Below are 14,684 nucleotides of genomic sequence, written 5' to 3'. Positions count from 1 at the left end.
TCTCCATGTCCGCTGTCATGACAGCGCCTTCGCCGAGTCCATAAGGGCGGCCCGGTCCATGGCGCGTCCCTGACTCATCCACTTTCGCGCGAGCTTCAGTTCCCGCGCATTGTTGATGGCGATGACCCCTCTTAACTGCTCATCGTTTCCGCGAAAAAATAGCGTCGCACGCTTCGCAGCGAGGTCGCCGCGCACGACAATGTCCGCGTCGGCCTGAAGATCGCCCAGAATCTGCAGGTTCACGTCGTACTGATCGGACCAGAACCACGGAATTTCCGCATACGGTGCATGCACGCCAAGCACGGCCTTCGCGGCCGCGATTGCCTGGTTCTGCGCGTTCGCCCACGATTCGAGCCGCACGCGCCGCTTCAGCCAGCCGTTGTGATGGTTCGCGACGTCGCCGCACGCGAAGATAGCCGGGTCGCTCGTTACGCCACATTCGTCAACAACAATACCGTCGGCAACCTCAAGCCCCGCGTCGCTTGCGAGCGACGCATTCAGCGCGAGACCGATTCCGGCCACCGCAAAATCAGCGTCAATCGTCGTGCCGTCGGCGAGCGTTGCACGCACCTGCGATGTGTCGCCCGGTTGCACATCGAGTGACGCGAGCGAAGCGCCCAGATGCACGTCGACTCCGTTTTCGCGGTGAAGGTTGAGCAGAAAATCCGACACGACCTGCGGCACCGAGCGTCCGCACAGCCGCGGCGCGCCTTCCACGACGATAGCCTCGACGCCGAGCTTGCGCGCGGCCGCAGCGACTTCGAGGCCGATCCAGCCGCCGCCAATGACGAGCACGCGCCGGCTCGCGCGCAGTTTCTCGCCAAGCGCGGCCGCTTCGTCAAGAGTGCGCAGGTAGTGCAGTTTCGGGGTCTTCACGATTGCGTCGGGCAGGCGGCGCGACGTCCCGCCGGTCGCGATCACCAGCCGGTCGTATTCGATCTCGCGGCCGCTTTCAGTTTTCACCACGCGGCGCGCGCGGTCGATCGATGCTGCACGTTCCGGCTGCCACGCCTCGACCTTCAGCGCGTCGAACTCGTCGGGGCGCACGACGCATAGGGTGTCGATATTTGCGTCTCCGGCAAGCACGGCCTTCGACAGTGGCGGACGCTCGTACGGCGGGTGCGGCTCGTCGGCAATCATCACGAGGCGACCCGCGAAACCTTCCGCGCGCAGCGTCTTCAGCACCCAGCCGGCGGCCTGACCGCCACCGATCACGACAACCGTGCCGCGCGCGGCCTGTTGCATGTTCGATTCGCTCATGATTTGCGCTCCGTCATGAACTTGCCTTCCGGCGCCTTCGCATTCTTCTGCCGACGCGTGCTTCCGTCGAGACCGCCGTCGACCGCCCATTCGGCGAACACTGTCGGGCCCGGCTCGAATTCGCGCGGTAACCAATCGGGCGTCAGCACGTCTTCGTCCGCGTAGTACTCGATCAGCGCGCCAGCGGGATTATGGAAGTACCAGAAGTACGCAGACGACACCGGATGACGTCCCGGTCCGAGCTGCGTTTGCCAGCCGCAGCGGTCGATGTGCATGCCGCCGCCGAACACCTCATGGATGTCACGTACGGTGAACGCGACGTGGTTCAAGCCGCGCTTGCCATTCGGTAGCGCAAGCAGGAACAGGTCGTGGTGGCCGCCATGCGGCGCGCAGCGCATGAACGCGCCGCGGCCCGGGTAACGATCCGACGTCTCGAAGCCGAGCAACTCGTGATAGAACTTTTCCTGTGTGTCGAGGCAGTTCGTGAAGAACACGACGTGGCCGACCTCGACCGGCTCGGCGCGCGCATAGATCGGACTCGGCTGATCGACGCGCACCGTCTGGCCCCACACGTTCGACGGCGAGCCGGTGATGTCGAGCGCGCGCTTGCGCGTCACTTCGATGCGGATCGCCATCCCGTTCGGATCGATGCAGCCGACCGCGTTGTCCTGTGCGTAATAGCCGGGCTGGCCAGCCAGCTTCGTGCGCAGCGCGTCGACTTCCTGCGGAGTCGCAACGCCCCACGTGACTTCGCGCAACGTCGGGCCCGCTTCGAACGCGGGCGGCAGCGACGGATCGTCGGCCTTGACGACCAGCACGGTGCAACCGTTCATCGTCTCGAAGCGTGCGCACATATCGTCGTGAGCTACTTCCTTCAACCCCCAGTCGGCGAAAAAATCCCGGCACGTCGCGAGGTCGTCGACGCCGTACGTGATCTGCTCGATACCCAAGATGCTCATTGCGTCATTCCCCTTCGCTCAATTCGCCCACGGCAGCGGCGCGTCGTTCAAGCCCCAGTAGAGGCTCTTCTGCTGCATGTATTCGCGGATGCCCAGACGCCCCTTCTCACGGCCCATCCCGCTCTCCTTCCAGCCCGAGAACGGAGTGGAGATCGAAAACAGCTTGTACGTGTTGATCCACACGGTGCCCGTTTCGAGCGCACGCGCGGTGCGCCACGCGCGCTTGTAGTCGCGCGTCCAGATGCCGGCGGCAAGACCGAACGCGCTGTCGTTCGCCTGCGCGATCAGCGACGCTTCGTCGTCGAACTGCATCGCGACCAGCACCGGCCCGAAGATTTCTTCCTGGCAGATGCGCGCGCTGTTCGGCAATCCTTCAAGAATCGTCGGCTGGTAGAAGAAGCCGTTCTCGCGCCCGTCGCCCGACGGGCGTTCGCCGCCGCACAACAGTCGCCCGCCTTCCTCGAGGCCGAGCGCCACGTAGCGCTCCACCGATTCGCGATGCCTGGCCGTGATCAGCGGCCCCATCTGCGTGTCGGGCCGCGTCGGGTCGCCCACGCGCAGCTTGCGCGCGCCCTCCACCAGACGCCGCATGAACGCGTCGTAGATCGAGCGCTGCACGAACAGCCGTGAACCCGCGATGCACGCCTCGCCCGACGAGCTGAAGATTCCGTACAACACGCCGTTGACCGCGTGATCGATATCGGCGTCGTCGAACACGATAGTCGGCGACTTGCCGCCGAGTTCGAGCGACACCGGCATCAGCTTCTCAGCCGCGATGCGCGCGATGCCGCGGCCCACGTCGGTGCCGCCGGTAAACGACACCTTCTTCACGAGCGGGTGACGCACGAGCACGTCGCCGATCACCGAGCCCTTTCCTGGCAGCACGCTAAGCACGCCTTTCGGCACGCCGGCCTCCTCGCAGATGCGCGCGAGCGCAAGCGACGCGAGTGGCGTGACTTCCGCCGGCTTGAGGACCACCGCGTTACCGCCCGCGAGCGCGGGCGCGAGTTTCTGCGCGTCGGAGGCGATTGGCGAGTTCCACGGCGTGATTGCCGCGACCACGCCGATCGGCTCGTAGACGCTCATCGTCAGGTAGTCGCCGCGCGACGGCGTCAGTTCTTCGTCGAGCGTTTCCAGGCACGCCGCGTAATAGCGGAACGTGTTCGCCGCGCTCGCCACCAGCACGCGCGTTTCGGCGATAGGCTTGCCGTTGTCGCGCCGCTGCAGGTTCGCCAGCGCTTCGTGGTGCTGCATGATGAGATCCGCGATGCGGTAGAGCACCAGCGCGCGCTGGTGCGGCTTCAGCTCGGCCCAGCCTGCGTGGCGCCAGGCCGCGTCGGCGGCCTCGACGGCTTCGGACGCGTCTTGCGCATTCGCCGTCGAGACTTCCATGTTCAGCGACTGGTCGGCCGGATAGATGCTTGCGTAAGGCGCGCCACGACCACGCCGCCACTCGCCGCCGATAAGGATGTCGCCGTTGGGTACAAGGCTCGTATCGAATTGACTCATTTCAGAGGTCCTACAAGTCTGTCTCTGCGCGCCCACCCCGCCATCGCGCAGGTGGGCGTTCAATTGCGTGAATTGCCTGAATTGCCCGGTCAGATCACGCAGCGAGCCGCGCGGTTGCGCAGCGCGCGGATCGCGCTGAAGGCCGTCAAGGCGGAAGTCTTGGGGTTATCGGGCAGCGGCATGCCGCTCATTTCGAGTGACATCTCCCCGAATGCGCCGCGTGCGGTGATCCTGTGCACGTTGCGTTCGACGGCGGGATCGGCGATCAGACGCACGCGCGTCGCGTCGAGGCCGAGGCCCGCGAGCGCGACCGTCGCCGCGACGTTCGCGTTCTTCGGATATAGTCGCGCAGCATCGCGCGCAGTGCCTTCGAAAATCACCCTCTCCTGGGTCATCGCGCGCAGGTCGCACAGATCCTCAGCTGGTGTACCGAGCCAGCCGAGCGGCGGCTTGCGGCCTGCATATAGCACTTCGTCAAGCCCTCCCTGCTTCGCAGCAGCGAGCGCGTCGATCCCGCCGATCGCGCCGGATAGCAGCGTCACCCTTGCGTCGCCCTCGTCGGCCGCCTTCGACAGTGCCTCGAAAAGCGCAAGATCCGACAGCGCACCGATAGAGGCGACAGCGCAGTCGATGCCCGACCTGAGCAACGGCACGACATGATCGAGGAGCGCACCGTGACCTGCGCATTCGAGTACGAACTCGGGGCGACGCGCGAGTGCATCGACCGACGACACGACTTCGACACCATCGCCAACCGCTTCGCGCACGGCAGACCATTGCTCCTCAGGGACAATCACGTGTGCGATGCGAAGCGCCGCGTCTTGTTCGACTGTCCGATAGACGGTCGCGCCAATTGCGCCAAAGCCAATCATCGCAATATCGACCGGTGCATGGGCATGTGAGTTATGCATACTTGTGCTCCTCGGGCGTTTCTTTCTTCACGGGAGGGCCGGCGAACGCGGATGCAAAGGAGCCGACCGACAACATGTCCACTTCGACCATCACCGGGCCCGACTTCGACATGCCTTCGCGAATGATCTCGTCGGCGTCGCCGAGCGACGTGATGCGATAGTGCGTGAGGCCGAAGCTCGCACAGAATTGTGCGAAATCCGGCTGATGCAGTTGCACGTAGCAGCGGCGACCGCCGTACTGGGCATCCTGGATGTTGCGGATTACGCCATAGCACTGATCATTCATCAGCACGATCATCACGTTCGCGTTTTCCTGGACGGCCGTCACCAGTTCGCCGACATTGACCATCAGGCCGCCGTCGCCGACGAGGCACACCGTTTTCTCGGCCACATCCGCGAGCGCCGCACCAATCGCCATCTGGATGCCTTGGCCGATGCCGCCTCCCAGCGCATGCACGCCCGCGCGCGGCTGGAAAATCTTCAGCATGCGGTTACCCCACGTGCTATTCGAGATGGTCACGTCGCGAACCCAGTTATAGTCGCGGCCCACTGCTTGTTGCAGGACGTCGACGAGACGCTTGTACGGACCGAGCCCCTTGCCCGTTTCAGCGACGGCAACTTCGCGCGTCGCTGCGAGATCGTCGGCAAAAGCCGGATCGATCTTCATGCGGCCTTCGAGGAGCGTCGCAAGTTGATCGAGCACAGCAGCCGCATCGCCGTGAATAAAGAGTTCGTTGCGATAGCCGCGGTTGTCGGCAAGCGCATCGGCATCGACACGGAACAGCGGTTGCGGCAGTGCGAGCTTGTACTTGAGCGTTTCGTTGCCGCGCAGACGCGAGCCAACCACGAGCAGCGCGTCGCAGGTCTTGTAGAACTTCTCGACGGCCGGCTGCACGTTGAACGCGCCTAACGTCGCGGGATGATCTTCGGGCAACACGCCGCGGCCCTGCACGCTCGTCACGATGGCAAAGCCGAGCTTGACGAGACGCTCGACCTGCGCGCGCGCATGACGGCTGCCGCCGCCGAGCCACAGCAACGGACGCTTCGCCTTCGAGAGTTCGTCGGCGAGTTGCTCAACACGCTTTACGTCGTGCGTGAGCGCGGTGATGTGCGGCGCGGTCATGTCGGCCGGCCACTCCACTTCTGCCGCCTGAATATCGATCGGAATTTCGACGCTGACGGGACCGCTCGGCGCCGTCTGTGCAACACGTGCAGCTTCACGCACAGTCGCAAGCGCCGTTTCGACCGAGCGCACACGAAATGCAGCCTTCGAAATTGCGCTCAACATCGTCAATTGGTCGGGCGCTTCGTGGATATACGCGAGGTCCTGATCCAGATACGGCGTCTCGATCTGGCCGGTAATGTGCAGCAACGCGGTGCCGGCCGTCAGCGCCTCCACCATCGCACCTGCGGCGTTGCCGGCCGCCGTGCCCGTGCTCGTGAAAGCGATGCCCAATCCGCCCGACACGCGTGCGAGACCGTCGGCCATATTTAGCGCGCCCGCTTCACCGCGTGCGCCAACGTAGCGGATCTTGCCGCGCGTGTTGATCGCGTCGAGGATCGGCATGTTATGAATCGAGATCACGCCGAAAGCGGTCTTGACGCCGCACTGCTCAAGAAAAGCGGCGATCAGTTCGCCGACGGTGGTTTTGTTAGACATGACGTGCAACGCCTCCGGAAACATCAATGTGGCTTCCCGTCGTATACGACGACAAGGGTGTAGCGAGATAAAAGAGCGCCTGTGCGGCTTCTTCAGGACGGCCGAAGCGGCCGAGCGGAATGTTCTTCTTGCGTGCGAGCGCGCTCGTCCAGTCGTCCCAGCTTTCCCCGGGCTGCGCCTGTGTTTCGTAGCGGCGGCGCCATTGACCTGACTCGACGATGCCAATCAGGATCGAATTGACGCGAATGCGCTGCGGCGCAAGTTCGGTCGCGAGTGATTTCACGAGGCTCAGCACCCCGGCACGCGCCGAGGAGGTCGCGACCATATGTGGCTCCGGCTGCAATGCCAGGAGCGAGTTGACGCAGGTAATCGTGGGTTCGGGCGTGTCTCGCAGCATCGGCAGGAATGCGCGCGTCGGCCGGATGATGCTGAAATACTTCAGATTCAGTTCTTCCCGCCATGCGTCGTCGTTCGTGTCGGCGAACGTCGACACGCGGCCCTGACCAGCGTTGTTAATCAGCATCTCAGCGTGGCCGAAGCGCGTAGACACGGCCTGTGCGAAGTCAGCGACATCGCACTCATCGAGCACGTCGCAGCGTGCGGCAAGCAACTGTCCGTCCGGAAAGCTGTCGCGCAGCAGGGCTTCAGCCCGCGCAAGACGCTCGCCATCCCGGCCGCAAATGGCGACCGACGCGCCCGCCTGCAGAAGCAGTTCAGCCGTCGCGAGCCCGATGCCGGACGAGCCGCCCGTGACGACCGCGACCCGGCCGCTCAAATCGATCTCTATCATCTCAGTCCCAAAGCTTTAAGAAACGTGTGCCCGCTATCCGAGCGGTAGTTGAGCCGCCGCGACAGTTCCGCCGCTGCGCTTTGTACCTTGTCGATCAGGCCGTCCTCGATCAGTGTCGAGTCGATCTCAGGGCGCGGTACCGTCACCGTGATACATGCAACGACCCGCTGCGTGTGGTTGCGTACCGGCGCTGTGACGACTGAAATACCTTGTTCAAATGCCGAATTCCCAAGCGCATAACCGCGCAGCGCGTGTCCGCTCACCACATCAAACAAAGTATCTACGGTCTCCGGTGTCGCCTTCGTCAGGCGTTCGAGTTGTCCCTCGGGATACAAGACTCGCAATTCCTTCAGTGACAGGTCGCCCATGAGCACATGACCATGCGTTGACGCATGCGCTGGCAGCCGCGTGCCAACGTTTACCCAGATCGAGCCAAAACCCGGAGCGTGGCTTTGCGCCTTCGCTACGAAGACCACCTCCCGGCCGTCACGCACGACGATATGCGTCGTAAAGCCAGTCGAGTCGCGCAGGCTCTCGATCACGGGCAGGCCGAGATCGGTCAGCTCGAGCGAACTCAGGTACTCGAACCCGAGCCGCAACACTGCTATCCCCAGCTTGTAGTTGCGCTCCCTGTCGATGCGCTCGATAAAGCCCAGCGATTCGAGTGTCTGCAGCAGACGAAATACCGTTGTGCGTGGAATATCAAGTCGCTTCGATAACTCCGGCGCACCGAGCACGGGTTCGCGTGGTGAAAATTCAGTGAGAATCCGCAGACCTCGCTCAAGACCCGGCACTAGATAGTTCGCCTCGCTTTTTCCAACCGCGACCTCTTCCCTCAACGGTTCGCTCATGCCGCGCTCCGTTGTGTGTCGCACTGGCGGCAAAACGACCCGATCAGCTTGGAATACGGGCCAGGCGCTTCGACGTAGCCTGCGTGCCCGGCCTGTGCAATCACCTGCAGTTCGATGTGTGCGGCGGCTGCGATTCGCTGGCATTCGGTGGGCGGCGTGATTGCATCGTTCGCCCCGACGGCCACCGCTATATGGCCGCAGAAGCCCTCAAGTTCGGATGCGAGATCAGCATTGGCAAGCAAGTGCGTCGCCTGCGCGTAGCCGGCGGGCACAATGCGCGCCATGTTCCAGCGCACCCATGCACGTGCATCCTCTTTCGCGAAGGGCGACAGCATGTTGCCGCTGCGCTGCTCCGCAAGCCCGGCCGGTCCAAGCTCAGCGAGCATCGCTAGCCGCGCGTCGCGGCGGGACTCGCGCGTTGCGGCTGGCGAACTGCCATAGCCACCCGCGGGCGAGATAAGCAGCAGCCCGGCGATCCGCCCAGGCGTCGCGCGGGCGAAAGCGCCCGCAACGATCGCACCGAGTGAATGCCCGACCAGCACACAGCGTTCGATGCTGAGTGCCTCGAGCCACGCGTTCAGCGATGCTGCGTACTGGGAGGCGGCGGGTGACGCGCCATGCACGGGCGTCGAAACGCCGTAACCGGGCGCATCCCACGCGAGCACGCGCCGCGAAGCGCCGAGCGCGTCGAGCTGGCGCACCCAGGATGCGGCACCCGAGCCGATCCCATGCAACAGCACGACGGGGAACGCGTGATCAGCATGCTCAGCGCCGGCCTCACGGTAGCCGATCGTGCCAGCCACGCCAGTTGCACAGCGTTGCTCGGGAAACTGCTCGAGCAGCGCTGTGAACTCCGCGGCACAGTCGCGTTCCCGTTTATCGATGACACTCATAGCTTCGCCCGACTCGCCTTAGCGCTTGATCTTCGCGAGCGGCGAATCTGGAGGATATGTCGGCGTAACAGGCTTCGGCGAGCCGAGCATCACGCACATCAGCGCGTCTTCCTCGCCGATGTTGATTTCCGTGCGATACACGCCCGGCGGCACCGAAATCAGGTCGCGCTCGCCGAGGATCGCTTCCCAGATCTCGCCTTCGCGCCGCTCGCAGATCACCTTCATCTTGCCGCGCAGCACGAAGAAGATTTCCTCGACGTCGATATGAATGTGGCTCGGGCCGATGTTGCCGGCAGGAATCACCATCGTAGAGAACGTGAAGCCGCCCGCGGGCACCGCATTCATGTCCTTCGCAACACCCGTGCCGCCCGTGCCCACATAGCGCATCTGAGCGCGGCGGTACTTCGGGTCGTAGTCGGCCTGGAATTTCAGTGCGTCCCAGTCGTAGCGCCGCGTCGCATAGCGCGCGACGCGCCCTTCCATCCAGTCGCCAAAGCTTGTGCCTTCCGGCTGGTCCCACGACTTGCGTTCGAGATCGGCGTCCGCCATCGTCATCTCCTTCAGAGTGAAAAGTTCAGTTCATCACGAAGCCGCCGTTCACCGGCAGCAATTGGCCGGTCACGAAGCGCGCGGCGTCCGACAGCAGGAAAAGGACAGGGCCCGTCACATCCTCGGGCATCTGCGCCCGCGTCAACGCGCGACCCTGCATGTAGAACGCATGCCGCTCGGCCGGAACGTAGGCCGTCGCCTCGACTTCGGTCAGCCCCGGCGCGATCGCATTGACCGTTACGCCATGAGTGCCGAACTCGCGCGCCAGCGCATGCGTCATCGCAATTACCGCGCCCTTGCTGGCGACGTACGCGAGCAGCTTCGGCGCACCCCACAACGCTGTGTCCGATGCAAGGTTCACAATCGCTCCGCGACCCGACTGCGCGAGGTGCGGCAGCGCCGCATTGCTGACGAGCCATGCTCCACGCACGTTCACGTTCATTACGGCGTCCCAGGTCGACACATCGAGTTCCGTCGACAACTTGCCGCCCGAGTTCGTGATCGCCGCGTTATTGATCAGCGCATCGATGCCGCCGAGCGCCGCGGCGCCCTGCGCGACGAATGTGTCGACGCTCACCGGATCGGCGAGGTCGAGCGCGAAAAAATGCGCAGCATGGGCTGCTTCCGAAAGCTGCGAAGCGAGCGCAAGTCCTTCGTCGGCCAGCACGTCGCCGAATGCGACCTGCGCACCCGCTTCGACGAGCGCCTTCACGAACGCTGCGCCGAGACCACGTGCGCCACCCGTCACGAGCACGCGGAGACCCCTGAGCGACACGACCGGTGCGGGCTCAACCATTCGCGGTCTCCGAAGCCGTCCGCATCGCGCGGTGTGCATCGAGCGCGGACAGGTGCTCCTGCGCGCGCTGGCGCAGCATCCGGCGCACACGCGTGATCCCAACGTCGTGCTGGTACAGGTATTCGTGATCGCGCGCGTTTGGCGCGAGGCTTTCGAGAACGTAGCGATCCTGCTCAAGAACCGCCCAGTGCAAACCCTCCAGGCGATTTGGATACAGGAAGCGCCACACGTCGCGCTGCCAGCCGCTAACCTTGCGCGTCCGCCAGAAATAGACCTGACAATGGTCGTCGTCCACAGGCGTCGCGAATCCAACGATCCCGAAGCTGCCACCAGGGCCGAACTTCTGTTTGTACGGAATCGCGAGGCGCATCCACAGGCAACCGGTTTCGCCGAGCTCGACCCAATCGAAGTTCACGTCGCGCTGGCCGGTCTTCTCGAACATCAGACCCGTTTCCGTCTTGCGCACTCGCATGTCGGCCTGCTTGTCGCCTTCGGCCATCGAGTGCGACGTTGCGTGCAGGTACGCGCCGTGCATCGGGTCCATCACGTTGTCGATGGCGTATTGGTAGTTGCAGTTCCAGTTCGACACGCACAGGAAGTGCGCGTACTCGTCGGCGACCAGTTCCTCGGGCAGGTTCAGAGGTGCCGGCTCGCCGTGCGCTTCGTCGCCGAACCACAGGAAGATCGCACCGGCCTTTTCCTGGACCGGGTACGACTTCACACACTTCGCGCCCTCGAGCGGACAGTTCGCAACTGCCGGGACCTTGTTGACCGTACCGCCGCCATCGACTTCGATGCCGTGATACCAGCATGCGAGGTTGCCACCGAGGTTCCATCCCAATGACAGACGCGCGCCTCGGTGCGGGCAGCGATCTTCGAGCGCGTGGACCTTGCCATCGTGGTCGCGCCACAGCACGATCTGCTCGGACAGGCGCGTGAGCCCGACGGGCGCAGTGGACACCTGCCAGCTCGGCGCGACGGGATACCAGTAGTTCTTGATGCCGCGGTCGAGGTAGTTACGGACCGGGTCATGTTGGGTTGCGTGTTCTGCGGGGGACGTCATCAGTGTGCTCCGGATGCGGTTGTCGGCGGGTCGACGCGTCTCGCGGTCATTTCGCGAGCGAGGCAATATCTGCGCGGAAGCGCTCGACGGTCCACGACGCGCCGTCCATCGTGCGAAAGCCGATGCGGTTCAGGCCCGCGACGACATCGTCCAATTCGACCGCGCCGGTCTCGAATACGCGTTCGAGCGCGTCACCGAAATCGTTCTCATATTCCGTGGGCTCGGCCTTCCGCGTCTGCCAGATGCGGTTCTCCACTTCACCCGGGATTTCAATCTCGCCCTTGCCCGCAACGTTATTCGGCGACGACGCTAGCCACGGCTTCAGAAAAGGATTGAAGTTCAGGATTGCTTCTTTCATTCATTCCACCTTGATCTGGATTTCCTCGCCGGCGAGGCGCACGGCGTACTGCTTCAGCCCGCGACCACCCGGTCCTTTCAGGCACTCGCCTGTTCTGATGTCGAATACCGCCTCGTGTAGCGGGCATTCGACCGTGCCTTCATCGACGAATCCCTGCGTCAACAGTGCATAGGCATGTGGGCACACGTTTTCTAGCGCGTACACCTCGTCACCGACACGATAGATTCCGATCTCCACGCCATCGGTCCGCTTGAACTCCATTGGCGTGTCTTCCGACAGCGCGCCGACGTGCCCGGCGCATACCCATTGTTCAGACATCTCCCACCCTTCCTTCAGATCGGCTCTCAATTACGTTCCAAGTGCGGAACATCGGTTTATGTGTGGCGATTATAGGAAGCGTGCACGACAAGAGAAACCGAAATATTGTTCACCACAGCATGACTTCAACGCATGCAGCGGGATCAGATAGACCACTTATTCCCTTGCAATTTCAGAAAACATTTGTTCCACATACGACGTTGTTTTCAAGATCCTTCAATTCAATCGCATTCCTAATAAATTGAGCGAAATAAGAAGCAACCACGCACGGATCAAAAACCCATACCAGAGTGCAAATGGAAGGGATCGGACGTGTAGTCATCCCCGGTAAAGATTGGAGCTGAAATCGATGTACTTGCTATCTATCAGGTCAACTTCAGACGATGAAGCACACGTTCCGCGCAACTGTTCGCCACGTTTAAGCGTGGCGTACAGATCTGCCTACGTTCTCACCTGCAAGGCGAACTCCGCCGCGCGTCGATCCAACGACCTGCTAGTCGGGATGTCGCAACTGGAACCCAGCTATAACCTCATTCAGTTGACGCCCCTCTCGTTCCAGCGAACGCGATGCGGCTGCCGCCTCCTCAACAAGTGCCGCGTTCTTCTGCGTGACATCGTCCATCTGAGCGATTGCAAAATTCACCTGCTCGATACCCCGGCTCTGCTCATCCGACGCCGAGGCGATCTCACCCGTAATGCTCGCCACCCGGCTGACCGCACGTGTCATCTCCGACATCGTCTGTCCCGCCTCGCCAGCGAGAACAAAACCCTGCTGAATCCTGGTCACCGACGAATCGAGCAGCTCCTTAATCTCCTTCGCTGCGACGGACGAGCGTTGTGCGAGGCTGCGTACCTCACCCGCGACGACCGCAAAGCCCCGCCCCTGCTCGCCCGCCCGAGCCGCTTCTACCGAGGCGTTAAGTGCGAGGATGTTGGTCTGGAACGCGATACCTTCGATCAACGTCGTAATTTCTGCGATATGACCGGAACTCTTGGTAATCGCGCTCATTGTGTGCGCAACCCGTTCGACGACGTCATTGCCGCAGTGCGCCACATCGGTCGCTTCAACAGCGAGCGCACTTGCTTGCCTCGCATTGTCGGCATTGTTCCTTACTGTCGACGTTAGCTGCTCCATACTGGCCGCCGTTTCCTCAAGTGCGCAGGCCTGCTGCTCAGTTCGCTGAGAGAGATCTGCGTTGCCTGCCGCGATTTCACTCGCGGAGATTCGTACGGTCTCACTGCTGGCACGGACGTCGAGCAGCACTCGGTTGAGTTTCTCGACGAACGCGTTGAATTGCATGGCCAATATTCCGACTTCGTCGCCACTCGTTACGGGAAGGCGGCGGGTCAAGTCTCCGTCTCCAGACGCTATCTCCTTCATTCCGTCCGCCAGTTGCCGAAGTGGTTCAGTCAGCCGGCGCCCCAACACGATTGTCAAAAGAAGAGATCCGATGATCAAAAGGACGCCACCGAACGTCAGGGCGAGGGTCAGGCGGTTTGCCGCGGCCATCATTTCCGAGCGCAGAATCAAACCGATATATTTCCACCCTAGGTCGGGCGACGTATAAACAACACTGTCGTAACGGATGCCATCCAGTTCCACCGAGCGTGCGCCGTTGGCGGTCTGCGCGAGGTCGCGATAGCCGCCACCGAGTTCCTTTATCGATTTGAAGGCGTTTGCGGGGTTGTGCGGGTCGACGAGCACGTTCCCACCGTCTTCGACAATCATCAGATATCCAGTGTGGCCAAATCGGACCTGCGCAACCATTTTTGCAAGACTGTTGAGCGAGATGTCCATGCCAAAGACACCTGTTGGCTGACCCTGTGCATTCCGGACAGGACGCACAAAGCTGATGACGGCCCCGTTGTCATCCCCAAATGACCTGTATGCAGGAGTGCGACGGACCTCCCCCTGTGACTGGATGCCTTTCTCATAAAATGGACGATCACGTGGATCATACCTGGTGTTCAGATTGCTCTGCGGCCATTGGATATAACCGCCCCACCGCGTTCCGAGGTAGACGTAGCGCAAATCCGCGTGGCTCTCGCCGAACTCCTTGAACAAAGAATATATCTGTGATTCGACACCCCCATTCTTGTCGGGCGTCATCGCACCGCCATGCATCAGGTAATTCGTCACCGTCTCGTCTGCGGACTGCACCAAAGGCGTGTTCGACACGAACATCACGTTATCGCGCATCAGTCTAAACATGTCCTTCAAACTCATGTCGATCTGACGGATGTGGCCTATGCTCGATTCGTTGAAGTTCTGTTCTGCCAGACGGCGGACATTGAACGTCGCAAACAAGGTAATCGCAATGATCGTTATGGTCAGAGCGGCGCCAAATATCAGTGTGAGCTTGACGGATATAGAATGTGCACGAACAGGCAAGATCCCTCCTGACGGATACCTATCGTTGATAGCATATGGTCCGTTTGTCGACCTTACGCGTGAAGGCTGAAAGCTGTGTGTAGGCGGCACCGGCACGACCGTCCGTTTACAGGGGCCAGTGCCCCTGGTGCCTACAAACGAACCGGAGTCGACTGGTGCCCGATAAGCCGTTGCGATGTCTCGCAGATGGAGTGCTGGCGTTTCGTTGCGCGCCCCGCTTGAGGGGCCAACCGGACCGCACAAGACACCACTGCTGCATCGGCTGCGTTCTTCTGGAGTGCGCTTTACCTGGAGGAATTCCTGCACCCCGAACCCACCACGATTTCTTTTCGAGAACGCGCCGGCCTATGACCGGCGTCAATTTATGTAACGTCA

14 protein-coding genes are annotated in these 14,684 nt (G+C 62.2%); all 14 read right to left on the bottom strand.

The window, feature by feature from the left end:
* Positions 1 to 15 precede the first annotated feature (15 nt).
* The 14 genes from PWP93_RS15700 to PWP93_RS15635 all read right to left on the bottom strand — a co-directional run bounded on the left by PWP93_RS15700 (position 16) and on the right by PWP93_RS15635 (position 14,309).
* Positions 16 to 1,260: an NAD(P)/FAD-dependent oxidoreductase gene (locus tag PWP93_RS15700; protein WP_421028850.1), complete on the bottom strand. Its 1,245-nt coding sequence runs from the start codon at positions 1,258 to 1,260 to the stop codon at positions 16 to 18.
* A complete protein-coding gene (locus tag PWP93_RS15695) occupies positions 1,257 to 2,219 on the bottom strand; it encodes a VOC family protein (RefSeq protein ID WP_421028851.1) in 963 nt (320 codons plus the stop codon). Before PWP93_RS15695 ends, PWP93_RS15700 begins: the two co-directional genes overlap by 4 nt.
* 18 nt (positions 2,220 to 2,237) lie before the next feature.
* Positions 2,238 to 3,728: an aldehyde dehydrogenase gene (locus PWP93_RS15690; protein WP_421028852.1), complete on the bottom strand. Its 1,491-nt coding sequence runs from the start codon at positions 3,726 to 3,728 to the stop codon at positions 2,238 to 2,240.
* Between the two features lie 89 nt (positions 3,729 to 3,817).
* Positions 3,818 to 4,639, bottom strand: coding sequence for an aspartate dehydrogenase (locus PWP93_RS15685; protein ID WP_421028853.1), 822 nt, complete (start codon positions 4,637 to 4,639; stop codon positions 3,818 to 3,820).
* Positions 4,632 to 6,299: a thiamine pyrophosphate-binding protein gene (locus PWP93_RS15680; protein ID WP_421028854.1), complete on the bottom strand. Its 1,668-nt coding sequence runs from the start codon at positions 6,297 to 6,299 to the stop codon at positions 4,632 to 4,634. Before PWP93_RS15680 ends, PWP93_RS15685 begins: the two co-directional genes overlap by 8 nt.
* Entirely contained in the window at positions 6,292 to 7,089 is a 798-nt protein-coding gene (locus tag PWP93_RS15675; protein WP_421028855.1) for an SDR family oxidoreductase, read from the bottom strand. The genes PWP93_RS15680 and PWP93_RS15675 overlap by 8 nt, the downstream gene beginning before the upstream one ends.
* Positions 7,086 to 7,940, bottom strand: a complete 855-nt coding sequence (locus tag PWP93_RS15670; protein WP_421028856.1) for an IclR family transcriptional regulator — start codon at positions 7,938 to 7,940, stop codon at positions 7,086 to 7,088. The genes PWP93_RS15675 and PWP93_RS15670 overlap by 4 nt, the downstream gene beginning before the upstream one ends.
* Positions 7,937 to 8,833 carry an alpha/beta fold hydrolase gene (locus PWP93_RS15665; protein ID WP_421028857.1) on the bottom strand — a complete coding sequence of 299 codons (897 nt, stop codon included), beginning with the start codon at positions 8,831 to 8,833 and terminating at the stop codon, positions 7,937 to 7,939. The genes PWP93_RS15670 and PWP93_RS15665 overlap by 4 nt, the downstream gene beginning before the upstream one ends.
* Positions 8,834 to 8,851: 18 nt before the next feature.
* Entirely contained in the window at positions 8,852 to 9,382 is a 531-nt protein-coding gene (locus tag PWP93_RS15660) for a cupin domain-containing protein (protein ID WP_421028858.1), read from the bottom strand.
* A 25-nt stretch (positions 9,383 to 9,407) separates the two neighbouring features.
* Positions 9,408 to 10,178 carry an SDR family oxidoreductase gene (locus PWP93_RS15655; protein ID WP_421028859.1) on the bottom strand — a complete coding sequence of 257 codons (771 nt, stop codon included), beginning with the start codon at positions 10,176 to 10,178 and terminating at the stop codon, positions 9,408 to 9,410.
* Positions 10,171 to 11,241, bottom strand: coding sequence for a Rieske 2Fe-2S domain-containing protein (locus tag PWP93_RS15650; RefSeq protein WP_421028860.1), 1,071 nt, complete (start codon positions 11,239 to 11,241; stop codon positions 10,171 to 10,173). Before PWP93_RS15650 ends, PWP93_RS15655 begins: the two co-directional genes overlap by 8 nt.
* Positions 11,242 to 11,287: 46 nt before the next feature.
* Complete coding sequence (locus PWP93_RS15645; protein ID WP_421028861.1) at positions 11,288 to 11,599, bottom strand: recombinase-like helix-turn-helix domain-containing protein; 312 nt, start codon at positions 11,597 to 11,599, stop codon at positions 11,288 to 11,290.
* Complete coding sequence (locus PWP93_RS15640) at positions 11,600 to 11,917, bottom strand: non-heme iron oxygenase ferredoxin subunit (protein ID WP_421029108.1); 318 nt, start codon at positions 11,915 to 11,917, stop codon at positions 11,600 to 11,602.
* A 493-nt stretch (positions 11,918 to 12,410) separates the two neighbouring features.
* The gene (locus PWP93_RS15635; RefSeq protein WP_421028862.1) at positions 12,411 to 14,309 is read right to left on the bottom strand and encodes a methyl-accepting chemotaxis protein; all 1,899 of its coding nucleotides are present in this window, start codon (positions 14,307 to 14,309) and stop codon (positions 12,411 to 12,413) included.
* Positions 14,310 to 14,684: the final 375 nt, after the last annotated feature.

Source organism: Paraburkholderia sp. A1RI-2L, assembly GCF_048957375.1.
Classification (GTDB): domain Bacteria; phylum Pseudomonadota; class Gammaproteobacteria; order Burkholderiales; family Burkholderiaceae; genus Paraburkholderia.
This window is presented reverse-complemented; position numbering and strand designations above follow the sequence as displayed.